A 13,528-nucleotide genomic window follows, 5' to 3' on the forward strand; every position below is an offset into this window, starting at 1 on the left:
TCTTTTTTACTAAAGGAGAAAAAATGTGACATAAATAAGAGAATAAGATGCTTTATTTATTTTCTAGTCTTCAAGACTTAAATCCTTGCTTTATTTCTGTATAATTGGTCGATTCGTTATAAAAACGCGATTCTCAGAGCTTATAAATGGACGTAATTTGCTGTAAATATGAGTATTATCTTCTATTTTATAGTCTATGCTAAGGAGTAAAATAGAAAAAAGGGGGATAAATCCCCCTAAAAATGACATAATGATATCAAATCAGTCTGTTTTATGCTTTTTCCCTTTTATGGAAAAGTATACTGTATGGAAGTTAATGTAGAATCTTAAAGACCAATTCCCGGAGGATATCTCCATCGCTTAGGGAGGAATTTCCTACTCCTTTGGATTTGGCATCTGCATATCGAATCTCCCCGATTATCTGCATGGTCTTTACTCCGCTGTAACGACGCATGGCACTTAGGTATTCGCGCGACTGCCAGGGAGTCTTTAATCCTATGAAACTGGCAATACCCTGCTCCGTCTTTTCGGGCGCATAGTAAGCCAACATTAAGTTGGAGAAGAAGCCGAAAAGTAAAGATAAAGTCATCTGGATAGGATTCGTTTTCGGATTTTCTTCAAAATATTTTATTATTTTATTGGCCTTTAGTATGTCTTTTTCTACGATGGCACTGCGAAGTTCAAAGTTATTATAATCTTTGCTGATTCCGATGTTGCGTTCTATCTGTTCGGGGGTGACGCGTGTCTGACCTTTTGGAAGAGTTATAATCAGTTTTTCCAGTTCTCCCGTAAGGCGGCTGAGGTCCGTACCTACGAAATCGGCAAGCATGGAGGTAGCTTTGGGATCCAAATCTACACCTTTGCGCTTCATGTATGAGGTGATGAATGCCGGTAACTGGGCATCCTTTACCTTCTTGGATTCAAATAGAACCCCCACCTTCTCTATTTCGGCCACCAGCTTTTTTCTTCTGTCCAGCACCCCATGTTTGTGGCATAGAACAAGAATGGTGGAGTTCAACGGCTTTTGCAGGTAGTATGAAAGCTCTTCCATGTTGCGGATGGCCTGCGCTTCCTTTACGACTACGACCTGGCGTTCGGACATCATCGGATAGCGCTTGGCCGCATTGATGACAGTGGCTATATCCACATCTGCACCGTAGACTACGGTCAGGTTAAATTCCTTTTCGGTGTCAGTGAGAACATTGTCTACAATATAGTCGGAGATGAGGTCTATGTAATACGATTCCTCGCCCATGAGATAGTAGACGGGGCGGTATTGTTTGGCTCTCAACTCTTTTAGAATATCATCACAGGTCGTTTCTTGTTTTGCCATATAAAGTAAGTGTTACGAGGGTATGTCCCGTAAAGAGGATTACCAGTCGAACTTCAAGTGTTTTACGGTTTTCTTCTCATCAATAATCATGCGCAGGGATGCAATTCCGATTTCAACATGCTCATTTACATAGTTCTGGGTAACCATGTTGTCGCTCTTGTCGGTTTTTACACCTTCCGGAATCATCGGTTGGTCCGAAACCAGCAGAAGGGCTCCCGTAGGAATATGATTGGCAAAACCACAACTGAATAAGGTTGCCGTTTCCATATCGACAGCCATGGCACGGGTTTTCTTCAGATATTCCTTGAACCCCTCGTCATGTTCCCAAATGCGGCGGTTGGTGGTGTATACGGTACCGGTCCAGTAGTCGCGGGCATAGTCGCGGATGGCGGAAGAAACGGCGCGTTGCAGCATAAATGCCGGGAGTGACGGGACTTCGGGCGGGAAGTAGTCGTTGGAAGTACCTTCGCCGCGGATGGCGGCTATAGGGAGGATGAGGTCCCCTATTCTATTTTTCTTGTCTATGCCGCCACACTTGCCTAGGAACAGACATGCCTTGGGCTTGATGGCGCTCAGCAAGTCCATGATAATGGCGGCATTAGGGCTTCCCATACCGAAATTAATGATGGTCATTCCTTCTGCGCTGGCAGATGTCATATTGGCATCTTTACCGAGAATGGGAACATTGAACTTTTCTGCGAAAATCTCTACATACTTGTTGAAGTTGGTCAACAGAATGTACTCTCCAAAATCCTCCAGGTTACGCTTTGTGTAACGGGGCAGCCAATTGGCTACGATTTCTTCTTTTGTTTTCATAAGATTTCATTAAATTTGTGTTCCCGAAAGACGGGAACCATTATTTAACTTACAAATGTAGTAAATGTTATCGTTAAACCTACCAGCATTCGATGCTAAAATTGCCGCAAGGAATGGAAAAAATGTTATTTTCGATGTAATCCGTCGTCGTTATGTTGCTTTGACGCCCGAAGAATGGGTGCGGCAGCACTTCGTCCACTTTCTTCTTGCTCACAAGGGGTATCCTCAGGCGCTTATGGCAAATGAAGTGCAGGTACAGCTGAATGGTACAAAGAAACGCTGTGATACGGTGCTTTATCGGCGTGACCTCACCGCCCGGATGATTGTGGAATACAAGGCGCCCGAAATAGAAATCACCCAAAAGGTTTTCGACCAGATTACCCGCTACAACATGGTGCTGAAAGTGGATTATCTGATTGTCAGCAACGGGCTTCAGCATTATTGTTGCCGCATAGATTACGAGCATAACAGCTATACTTTTCTGCAGGATATACCTGAGTATCAAGATTTATAGGAGGAGCTACCGATAGCCTTCTTGCCTTTCTCATCTCATCGCATCATATACCATGCGTGATATGCGGGCGATGATGTCTGCATTGTCCTCATCCGTCTCGTATGAGTCCATGATGAAGGTGGCAATGTAGTATTTCCGACCGTCGGGAAGAATAACGAGCCCGGCATCATTATCTGCAGTTTTCATGCCGTCGGCATTGCGGTCGGAAGAACCGGTCTTGTGTCCTACCACGGTTTGGGCTGGCAACATACCTTTCAATTTGTTGGCGCCGGTTTCAGTATCTATCATGGTCTGCCACAAGAAGTCTTTCAGTTCCTTGTTGGAGAACAACTCTTTTTCATCGGCTGTTCTCAGTAGCCGGGCCATAGCGGAAGGAGTACTCCAGTTGCGGTATACAGCCTCGAAGCTGGAGTGCATGTCGTCTTCTGTTTCCGAGAGGTTGAAGGAGTCGATACCCAACCGGCGGATATAGTCATTGATATGTTTGATACCTCCTGCATATTCTATCAAGATGTCGCAGGCATTGTTGTCGCTTTGGGAAATGCTGTATTGCATCAGCTCCCTAAGCGTAATCGTGAAATCCTGGTCGGGAAACTTCTTCCGCAGGGGGCTGTAGATATTGGGCAGCATTTGGGATGCCTTTATGGAAACAATGCTGTCCAGGCTGATGCTTTGCTTATCCATCTTGTCCAGTACGGCCAGTGCCACATGGAATTTGAATACACTGAGCAAGGGGAAGTGTACATGGTCGTTATACCGGAGCATGTCTCCTTTGTCTGTCCATACGGCTATACCAACGGTGGCTTTCTTGCCATTGAGCAGACTGTCAATCTGGTTTTCAAGTTCAGACATTTGCTGCGCCCGGACGACGGTAGCTATACAAGTGAATAAGGTAAGTATGGCGATGAAATATGCTTTCATAACTTCAATTTCTTTAAGAGGCAATTCGCACGCAAAGATACAACTTTTAGCAGCAAGTTGCTAAAATGAGTTATGGATTATGGGTTATAAGTGTGATAGCTTATAACCCATAATCCATAACTTGTAGCTCATCCTCCCTATTGTTTCTTACTGAACTTCTCCTGCAACTTCTGCATCAATTCGTAGAAATTAGGAATATAGACCGTGGCAAGCAAGGTATTCAGTGCCATACCAAACACTACAGCGGCTCCCAGTGCAATACGGCTTCCCGCCCCTGCTCCGGTTGCAAAAAGCAGCGGCATAACCCCGAATACAAATGCAAGCGATGTCATCAGAATAGGCCGCAGACGGATATGTCCGGCCTGGAATGCCGCATCGCGGATTGAATTGCCTTGTGCACGAAAGTCACGTGCAAACTCCACAATCAGAATACCGTTTTTGGCAGACAAGGCGACAAGCAGAATGATTCCAATTTGTGTGTAGATGCTGACCGGAGTCCCCATGACATAGCATCCCAGCATGGCACCGAGCAGCGCTACCGGAAGTCCCATTACGGCGGCTACCGGACTGGTCCAGCTTTCGTATTGTGCGGCAAGCACAAGGAAGGCAACCAACAGTGCCATGACGAATACGACGGTTGTAGTGGTTCCCGCCTGCGTCTCCTGATAGGCTACCGAAGTCCATTCATATCCGAACTCGTCTCCGAGATGCTCCTTGATTAGACTTTCCATTTGCCGGATACCCTCTCCCGAACTGCTGCCCGGAGCCACATTGCAAGTCACGGCTGCTGTGGAGTACATGTTATATCTATTTATCTGGTCCATGCCTAACTGCTCTTCCACCCGGGTGAAGGAAGAGAAAGGTACCATTTCTCCCGATGCATTGGGAACGCTCAATTTCAGAACATCGTCGATGACACGCTGGGCACGGTCGCCCGCCCCCAATTTCACTTGGTAGATGTGTCCGAACTGTACATAGTCGTTGACGTAGGCCTCCCCCATATAGTAACCCAAGGCGGTGAATACACTGTTCAGCGGGATACCCATCAACTGTACCTTGTCGCGGTCTATATTCAAAAAATATTGCGGTACATTGGCTTGGTACTGGCTGCTGACCGATGCCAGTGCCGGATAATTGCGGTAATGCTCCATCAAGGTCTCTACAGCACGCTGCATCTCGGTGGCGCCGAGGTTGTGGCGGTCTTCCAATTGGAGTTGCAGGCCTCCGGTAGCTCCCAGTCCGGGGATGGCAGGCGGGACCATGGCAAATATCTCCGCTTCCTGGATGCCATATACTTCCATATTGAAGCGCTGTACTACGGCTTCAGCCGTATGTTCCTTTCCCTTGCGTTCATTCCAGTTTTTCAGTACGATGAAGTAAGTGGCCGCATTGCTTTGCTCTCCACCTCCCATCACGGAGAAGCCGGATATGCCGATGTAGTCCTTTATTTCGGGGTAAGAATCGAGAATCTTATTTATCTGCTTTCCTACGGCTTGGGTGCGCTCCAGGCTCGATGCAGGGGGAAGCTGTACCACTGCGAGGAAATAGCCGTCATCTTCTTCCGGAACAAATGTGGACGGCCATTTGACAAACAGCAGGACAGCAATCAATGTGAAAACCGCATATGAAACGATGGAAGCGACAGGGCGTTGGAGCAGGTACTCCACTATCCGGTCGTAGACTCCTTGTGTCTTGTCGTACAGATGGTTGAACCCCCGATATAGGGGATTTTTGGAAGGCCGGGTAGGTTGTAGCATCAAGGCACAGAGTGCCGGAGTAAGGGTCAGTGAGTTGAATCCGCTAAGTACGGTGCTGGCTGCAATGGTCAAGGCAAACTGTTTATACAGTTGTCCTGATATGCCGCTGACGAGTGTTGTCGGGATAAATACGGCAAGCAGCACCAGCACTACCCCGACAATGGGTCCGGTAATCTCTCCCATCGCTTCGGTCACAGCCTGGCGGGAGGTGTAGCGCCCCGTGTCCAGCAGACGCGTGGAGTTCTCCACCACCACAATGGCATCATCCACCACGATGGCCACGGCAAGTATCAGCCCGAACAGCGTCAGCGTATTGATGGAGAAGCCGAACAAGGACATGACGGCCAGTGTGCCGATGAGTGATACCGGAATAGTGATACAAGGAATGACGACCGCCCGCCAGTTCTGCAGAAATAGGAAGATGACGAGGACTACCAGCAGGGTCGTTTCAAGGAACGTCACCATCACTTCGTCTATGGAGGCATGAATGACATCCGTAGTGTCCAGGGTTACATTGTATTGTATGCCTGCAGGGAAATTCTGCGAGAGTTCCTGCATTTTTGCCTTTACTCCTTTGGAAACGTCCAGCGAGTTGCTGCCAGGTTGCTGATAGATAGCGATGGCAGCGGTGGGTTTCCCGTCCAGTTGGGATACTACGCTGTAAGAGGCCGAGCCTAGGTCGATGTGCGCCACGTCGCGCAGACGGAGTATCTTCCCTCCGGCTTCGGTACGCAGGATGATGTTGCCGAACTCTTCGGGTGAGGTAAGGCGCCCTTTTACGGTCAGGCTGTATTGATAGGCATTTTTATTGTCTGTGCCGATGGGTTGCCCTACGTTACCTGCGCTGACTTCCACATTCTGTGATTGGATGGCTTGGTATACATCGGCCGGCGAAAGATAGCGGATGCGCATGGCGGCAGGGTCGAGCCAGATACGCATGGAGTAGTCCCCTGCTCCCATCACATTGACGGCACCCACACCGGGCACACGCGTCAGTTGGTCCACAAGATTCAGCTTGGCATAGTTGCTGAGGTAAAGTCCGTCGTAGTCTTTGCTGTCCGACGTCATCGTGAGGAACATCACGATGTTCGATGACTGTTTCTGCACCGTGACACCTTGTACCACAACGGGAGTAGGCAGTGACGACTGGGCCACGCTGACCCGGTTCTGAACTTGTACGGTAGCCATATCAATGTCCGTGCCTACGGCAAAAGTAATGGTAAGCGAGTAAGCGCCCGATGAGCTGGAGTTGGAGGACATATAAAGCATTCCGTCCACTCCGTTGACTTGCTGCTCGATGGGAATGCCGACGGTTTGTGCTACCGTCTGCGCATTGGCTCCGGGATATACGGCACTGACCTGCACGGTGGGTGGTGTGATGTCCGGATATTGGGCAATGGGCAGGATACCCAGTGTGACCAGTCCTGCTACGACGATGAGCAGCGCCAATACGGTAGCAAAGATAGGACGGTCTATGAAGAATTTTGAAAACATAGGCTTTGGTATTAATCAATTCATATTAGTTGTCGATGGGATGTACTTTCATTCCATCCCTTACCTTCATCAGCGCTTTGGTGACGTAGCGTTCCCGGGGAGTGATGCCTGCCCTTATCTGGCGTAGGCTGTCCCCTATCAGTTGTCCGGTTTCTATATGGCGGTAGCGCACTATATTCGAATCGTTGACTACGTATATGTATTTCCCCAGCTGGTCGGTGCCGATGGAGGCATCCGGCAGCAGGATGGCCTGCTGTTGCTCTCCGTAGGGCAAGATGATGCTGACGTAGAGGCCGCTTTTCAGAAGTCCTTTAGGATTGTCGAGACGGGCGCGGATGTTCAGAGTTCCGGTGTTCAAGTCTACGTTGGGCGAAAGATAATCCAGTTGTGCAGGATAAGTGAGAAGCCCGTCTTTGCCCAGGCTGACGGTTACTTGCCGGGGAATGCTGTCCCCTTGCTGCATCAGCATGGAGAGCCATTGGTTGTCTGCCACGTTGAAGTAGGTGTACAGATGGTCGTCCTTGTAGATGGTTGCCAGTGTGACGGGCTGCACGCTGCCGCCTACATAGCTTCCGGCATCCACCAGGTTACGGCTTACAGTGCCGTCGAAGGGGGCACGGACGGTGCAGTAGCTCAGATTGGTGCGTGCCGTGTTCAGGGCTGCTTCCGCATTGCTCACTGCAGCCTGCGAGGTTGCCACGTTGGATTGTGCTTGCAGCACTTGTATACGGCTTACAGCATCGCTTTTCACGGCCTCCTGCATACGTGTGTAGTTGTTTTGGGCGTATTCCAGGTTGGCGCGGGCAGTGTTGAGTTCTGCTTCTGCCTGCCGCACATTGTCTTGATAGACTGTCGGTTCGATGACAAAAAGCACTTGTCCCTGGCGTACCCGGCTGCCGGGAGCGTAAGAGATGGTCTGTAAGGTTCCGCTGACTCTGCCTACCAGGTCTACGGTCTTTTCAGAAGTCAGGTAGCCCGGATATTCTTTTGTCAGCGTGATGTTCTGCACTGTCGGACGGGCCACGCTTATCTCGGGAATGGGCATCGTTTGTGCCGTTTCTTTCCTTCCCCCGCATCCCGTTGCCAGCAATGGCAGGATGAGCAGGGTGATGTACATTTGATTTTTCATATACGGTTCGGTTTAGTTTATATTCTTATTTCTGATTCATTTCATATCCGCCTCCCAATGCCTGGTATAAGGCTATCAGATGCAGCAAGGAGCTGCCTTGTGCCTGCACCAGTTGATTTTCGTATGTCAGGAGTGAGCGTAGTGCGTCCAGTACGTTCTGGAAGGGAGTAAGCCCTTGTTTGTACAAATCGAGGGAGAGCTTTAGCGTTTCTTCTCCCTGATTGCATACTTCGCGCATGGCAACAATCTGTTGGATGGAGTTGCGGTAGGAGTTCATGGCATTATCTGTTTCCTGCACGGCGGTAAGCACTGTCTGGTTGAACTGGTGAATGGATTCATCGAGCTGGGCACGTGCCAGACGGGTGGCGTTCACCAGTTTGGTACCGCTGAATAAGGTCCAGCTGATGCTTGGAGCAATTTCAAATGTCATACTGTTCCGTTTAGTCAAGTCCTTCAAGTCATGGGAGGAATAGCCGATGGAACCTTTCAGGAACACTTGCGGCAGCCAGTCTCTTTGGGATGCGCCAAGCATTGCCGCTTGTGCGTTGACTTGGCGTTCGGCTTGCCGTATATCGGGGCGGCGGAGCAGCAGGTCGGCAGGAATGCCGATGCCTATAGGTTCCATGTAGTCGGGCAGTTTACCCGGTTTTTCCAGTATGGGGCGGATATGTTGGGGATAAGTACCGAGTAAGATTGCGAGCGTCGTGATGTATTGGTTGATGCCTGCCTCCAGTTGCGGGATGGAGGCTTTGGTACTGTAATATACGGATTTGGCTTGTGAAACGTCCAGTTTGGACACCAGTCCGGTTTTGTAGCGTACTTCGGTGATGTTAAGTACGGCTGCCTGGGTATGGCAATTGTGGGTCACTACACTTAGTTCTTGCTGCAGTTCGCGGAGTCCGATGTAGGCGGAAGCTATCTGGGCACAGAGGGATACCATGACGGAGGTATATTCCTCCTTGCTTGCCATGAAGGTTTCCCGCTGTGCCTTTACCCGTTGGCGGATACTTCCGAATACGTCCAGCTCCCAACTGGCGTTGAGCGAGGCGCTGTATGCACCGGTAATGGATTGCGGAAGTGCGTTGACATTGCCGCTGCTTTGCTGCCGTGCCCATCCTCCGTCCAATGAGATGGAAGGAAAAAAGCCGCCGCGTTCTATCCGCAGGTTGGCTTTGGCCATATCCATACGGTCCATGGCAGAAAGTACGGAATAGTTTTGAGTGGAGGCTACCGTAATCAATGAATCCAGCATCGGGTCATCGAATGCTTTCCACCACTTGTCGTCAACGGGTGGTATCTGTCCGCTGAACAGATTGTCATCTCCGGGAATGGTATGGGAGACGTCCCTTCCCCAGCCTTGTGGGAGTGGCTTCTCAAGATAGCGGTTGGCTTTCTGTGCCATAGCCGCAGGACATAGGCATAATATGAGCAACGCAGTGCTCCAAGCTTTTATATTCATAAATAAAGGTTTAGGTGGTTATCTTTTTATGGGATTGATAACAACCTAAACCTTTATTTGTTTATGAGTATCTTATCAGGTGTACTGAGTATTATCAGAAAGCATACCCGAATCCTACATTCAAGTAGATGGGATACATGGCAAAGGTAATGGTATTGAAATCTTTCTTAAAAATATCATTCAATCCCCATGTAAGGTCGGCAAATACATTCAGATGCTTGAAGGCACGCCAGTCTACACCGGCTTGCACGCCCCATTGGATTTTGCGTAAATCATCCGAAAAATCGTAAGGAGCAATTTGTTCACCTTCAAATTTTACTTTGTCTCCGGTAGGATTATCTTTTCTTAAATAACCGTCGTTTACATGACCGGAGAAGTCACCACTGGTCATGAATGAAATGTAAGGACCTGCGCTTAAACGCACACGCGGACTTAATTTATAAGCTCCCAGCAACGGAATGGAAAAATAGGAACCGCGGAATTTGGTTTTTACCATACCTGTCCAGTTTCCTTTCAGTTTCTCGCCTCCGTCACCTATGATCTCCATACTATAATTTTTAGTACGTGCTTTGGTTTCCATTCCTTTGTTCTCCATCCGAAGACCAAGAATAATTCCCCATTTATTGTCTTTTCCCAGCCATTTGATGATATTTCCCTCTATAGAGAGATTGGCATTAGGTGAGTAACCATTTATGGAGCGAATTTCTTCAGGAAGCGGTAAAGGAGCAGTGCCGCCTATATTGAATCCCGCTTTAATTTCATATTCTAGTCCTCGTAAAGATGACCAGATAATCCCGTGGTTTCTATCTTCTTGAGCATACAACGCGGTTGTTACACTTGCCAGTATAAATATACCAATGGCTAATATGTTCTTTTTCATTCTTCTTGTGGTTTATCGTAGCCTAATTTAACTTCATCTATATATAATGTACTACCTGGAGCACCTTCAAAATGATCTCCCCGGATACTGGAAGAAAATACGATTGCAAGATTGTACTTTCCTGCCTCCAGTTTTCCTTGATCAACAAACTTCCCGGGGCGGAAGGTAAATGGTAGATAGAATTCTAACCATTGGTCAGTTTCTTTAGCATTGTCTATACGGGCAACAGCTATTATATTAGGGTTATCATCTGCCAGAATATTGGTTCCGTCAAGAATCTTTAAATCATCCGTACTTTCATAAAATACGGCATAAATGTCACAAATATCTTTTTTACCGGGTATGGGTTTTAGCTTATCCGGAGAATTTTTATCAAGTATATAGAATGTCTCTCCGGACTTGTATTTATAATATCCTTGTAAATGAGTAGGGATATACTCGAATTGGGAACCGAATTTTGTGGCTTTTAATGCATCTTGTAATGCATTGAGCACATCAAATGTGCCGATGAACAAATTACCGGCGGCAATAGGCATATTGACACTGTTGCCCAAAAAGCCCGTTTTGCGAGTAGTCAGGCCTAGACATTTACCTTTGTATCCTTGGGCATACTGGTAGGTAGGATATATATTATGGTCACCTTGTACACCAGTCAATGCAAATCCAGGGTTACCGCTTGCCCAAGTCATAGTTTCGACGCCTTGTTGGTCTGTCTCATAAAAAATTTGATATTTTCCCCCACTATTAAATTTCACATTTTCAAAACTATATGTACTATTGGTGACTCCGGAAAAAGAAACCTCTACCTTATATTGCTTTTTCCATTTGCGATCCTCGGAAGTGACCTCGTAATATTGCGGTTGCGAGAAGTCGAGCGTGCTTCCACTTTCCGGTGTGATAGTAGCACCCGGTGTCAAGGTAAATTTAGGAGCAAGTGCTGTGACATCGGTTCCCTTTTTTACAATCAAGGTAATTTTGTCGTTTTCAATGATCGGTTCTCTATTTAAGATATCACCGGGAACTGTGCATGTCTCTATATCAGCTTCGGCATTGAGTGCTTCATCTTGTATGCAAGATGTCATTAATATTCCCAGCAATGAATAAAGTATGAATAACTTGTTTAGCTTCATGTCTTTAAATTTAAATTTGTTGTTTCTATCTGACAAAACTACACCTTTTTTCTTTAACTATAGAGCTTTATGAGCTTATTTAACAAAAAAACGGCAATAGAGGTCTTGACTATTGCCGTTTTATATATAAAAATGTTCTATTTTTAATTATCTGAGCCGATATGTACGATTTTTCTTTTGGCTCTTACTGGCTTTTCCTTTACAACTTCCACTTTCTGTTCGGGAGTTATACCTGCCAGTTCCGGGTCAATCATGATACGGCCACAATATTCGCAAACGATGATTTTCTTGCGTGAGCGGATGTCCAATTGTCTCTGAGGCGGAATCTTGTTGAAGCAACCACCGCAAGCATCACGCTGTACGTATACGATACCCAGTCCATTGCGTGAATTCTTACGGATACGTTTGAAGGACTGAAGCAGACGGGGTTCAATCTTTGTTTCCAGTTCTTTGGCCTTGTCTCTCAGCTTCTCTTCCTCTTGCTTAGTCTCGGAGATGATTTCGTCCAGTTCGCTCTTCTTTACGTCGAGGTCTTTTTGTCTTTCTTCCAGCGCAGCAGTGCTTTCTGCTACTTCCTGAGATTTTTCTTCCTCTTGTGCGGCAAATTCCTTGATACGCTTTTCGCAGAGTTCGATTTCCAATGTCTGGAATTCGATTTCCTTGCTCAAGAAGTCATATTCGCGGTTGTTGCGTACGTTGTCCTGCTGGTCTTTATATTTAGCTACAGAAGCCTTTGCGGTTTCAATTTCAACTTTCTTTCCTGCGATGGAGGATTTCAACTCGGATACTTCTGCCTTGATTCTGTCTATACGGGTACTCAGACCGGCTATTTCGTCTTCCAAGTCTTGTACTTCCAGTGGAAGTTCACCTCTCAACGTCTTGATTTCATCGATTTTGGACAGCATTGTCTGCAATTGGAACAAAGCTTTCAACTTCTGTTCTACGGTTAATTCCTGAGGATCTTTTTTTGCTTCTTTAGCCATTTTACTTACATGTATTTTATGGGGTTTGTATTCACCTTGGTCATCTGGACCTCAAAATGAGGAAACAAATCCCGGATTATTGTATAAAATATTTCTTTCGTATATTGCTCACTTTCATAATGCCCTATTTCAGCCAATAATATATCGGTATCATGTCCGAAATAGTCATGGTATTTTATCTCGCCGGTGATAAAGACATCTGCACGGTTGCGGATGGCAAGCGGCATTAGGAAAGCGCCGGCGCCGCCACATAATGCAACAGTCTGTATTTCCCGTCCGAGGAGTTTGTTATGTCTGAGACACCCTACTTCGAAGGTTTTCTTTATCCGTTTCAGGAATTCAAGTTCTGTCTCCGGTACTTCCAGTTCGCCAATGACACCAGCTCCGGCTTGTACCCATGAGTTTTGCAAGGGATAAATATCATAGGCCGGTTCTTCATACGGGTGTGCCGCAAGCAGTGCCTTGACAGCCTCCGCTTTTTTGTAGGCGGGTATGATTGTCTCAATACGTACTTCACGCTCGGTATGCAGCTCCCCTATCGCTCCACAGTATGGATTGGCGCCTTTTCGGGCTCGGAATGTCCCCTCGCCTTCCAGATTATAACTGCACGAATCATAGTTGCCGATATTGCCGCATCCGGCGTCGAACAAGGCTTTTCTCACGTCTTCCGCTTGGGCGGTCGGTACAAATGCGGTCAGCTTCACCAGCGCATTTTCTTTGGCTTCCAGAATACGGACATTCTTCAAACCGATTTTCTCGGCAATCTTGAAGTTCACTCCTCCCGGCGCATTATCAAGGTTAGTGTGCGCAGCATAAACAACGATGTCATTCTTGATGGCTTTCAAGATACAACGTTCCACATAATCCCTGCCCGTGATGGACTTATACCCTTTGAAAATGAGAGGGTGATGTGATATAACCACATTATATCCCAATGCAATGGCTTCATCCAGTACGGCTTCAGTAACGTCAAGACACAACAAAGCCCCTGTTGCTTCCGCATCTGTCAATCCGATTTGCAGGCCGGCATTATCAAATCCGTCTTGCAATGGCAGAGGCGCGAACCGTTCAAGGGCGCTTACTAATTCCTTAATTTTCATTGTGAACAGAAA

11 protein-coding genes are annotated in these 13,528 nt (G+C 47.2%); 1 reads left to right on the forward strand and 10 read right to left on the reverse strand.

The window, feature by feature from the left end; all coding sequences use genetic code 11:
- Positions 1–313: 313 nt before the first annotated feature.
- Both holA and DWY57_RS07990 read right to left on the reverse strand, forming a co-directional pair.
- The gene (gene holA / locus DWY57_RS07985; protein WP_117601664.1) at positions 314–1,333 is read right to left on the reverse strand and encodes a DNA polymerase III subunit delta; all 1,020 of its coding nucleotides are present in this window, start codon (positions 1,331–1,333) and stop codon (positions 314–316) included.
- 39 nt (positions 1,334–1,372) lie between these two features.
- Positions 1,373–2,149 (reverse strand): AMP nucleosidase, encoded by a 777-nt coding sequence (locus tag DWY57_RS07990; RefSeq protein WP_117601663.1) that lies wholly within the window; start codon positions 2,147–2,149, stop codon positions 1,373–1,375.
- Positions 2,150–2,213: 64 nt separating this feature from the next.
- Between DWY57_RS07990 and DWY57_RS07995 the strand changes: the two genes are divergently transcribed.
- Positions 2,214–2,663 (forward strand): type I restriction enzyme HsdR N-terminal domain-containing protein, encoded by a 450-nt coding sequence (locus tag DWY57_RS07995; protein ID WP_117601662.1) that lies wholly within the window; start codon positions 2,214–2,216, stop codon positions 2,661–2,663.
- Between the two features lie 30 nt (positions 2,664–2,693).
- Here the strand turns inward: DWY57_RS07995 and DWY57_RS08000 are convergent, their stop codons facing one another.
- The 8 genes from DWY57_RS08000 to DWY57_RS08035 form a co-directional block, all read right to left on the reverse strand.
- Positions 2,694–3,584 (reverse strand): CblA family class A beta-lactamase, encoded by an 891-nt coding sequence (locus DWY57_RS08000; protein ID WP_119961552.1) that lies wholly within the window; start codon positions 3,582–3,584, stop codon positions 2,694–2,696.
- A 137-nt stretch (positions 3,585–3,721) separates the two neighbouring features.
- Entirely contained in the window at positions 3,722–6,835 is a 3,114-nt protein-coding gene (locus tag DWY57_RS08005; RefSeq protein ID WP_118274942.1) for a multidrug efflux RND transporter permease subunit, read from the reverse strand.
- Between the two features lie 25 nt (positions 6,836–6,860).
- Complete coding sequence (locus DWY57_RS08010; RefSeq protein ID WP_119961553.1) at positions 6,861–7,964, reverse strand: efflux RND transporter periplasmic adaptor subunit; 1,104 nt, start codon at positions 7,962–7,964, stop codon at positions 6,861–6,863.
- A gap of 25 nt (positions 7,965–7,989) precedes the next feature.
- A complete protein-coding gene (locus DWY57_RS08015; protein WP_119961554.1) occupies positions 7,990–9,423 on the reverse strand; it encodes an efflux transporter outer membrane subunit in 1,434 nt (477 codons plus the stop codon).
- 94 nt (positions 9,424–9,517) lie between these two features.
- Positions 9,518–10,303, reverse strand: a complete 786-nt coding sequence (locus DWY57_RS08020) for a porin family protein (protein WP_119961555.1) — start codon at positions 10,301–10,303, stop codon at positions 9,518–9,520.
- Entirely contained in the window at positions 10,300–11,433 is a 1,134-nt protein-coding gene (locus DWY57_RS08025) for a PCMD domain-containing protein (RefSeq protein ID WP_119961593.1), read from the reverse strand. Before DWY57_RS08025 ends, DWY57_RS08020 begins: the two co-directional genes overlap by 4 nt.
- 143 nt (positions 11,434–11,576) lie before the next feature.
- Positions 11,577–12,416 (reverse strand): C4-type zinc ribbon domain-containing protein, encoded by an 840-nt coding sequence (locus tag DWY57_RS08030; RefSeq protein WP_025836049.1) that lies wholly within the window; start codon positions 12,414–12,416, stop codon positions 11,577–11,579.
- A gap of 5 nt (positions 12,417–12,421) precedes the next feature.
- Positions 12,422–13,516: a Nif3-like dinuclear metal center hexameric protein gene (locus tag DWY57_RS08035; protein WP_117599718.1), complete on the reverse strand. Its 1,095-nt coding sequence runs from the start codon at positions 13,514–13,516 to the stop codon at positions 12,422–12,424.
- Positions 13,517–13,528: the final 12 nt, after the last annotated feature.

It is taken from the genome of Bacteroides sp. AF25-5LB (assembly GCF_003602965.1).
GTDB classification, from domain to species: domain Bacteria; phylum Bacteroidota; class Bacteroidia; order Bacteroidales; family Bacteroidaceae; genus Bacteroides; species Bacteroides uniformis.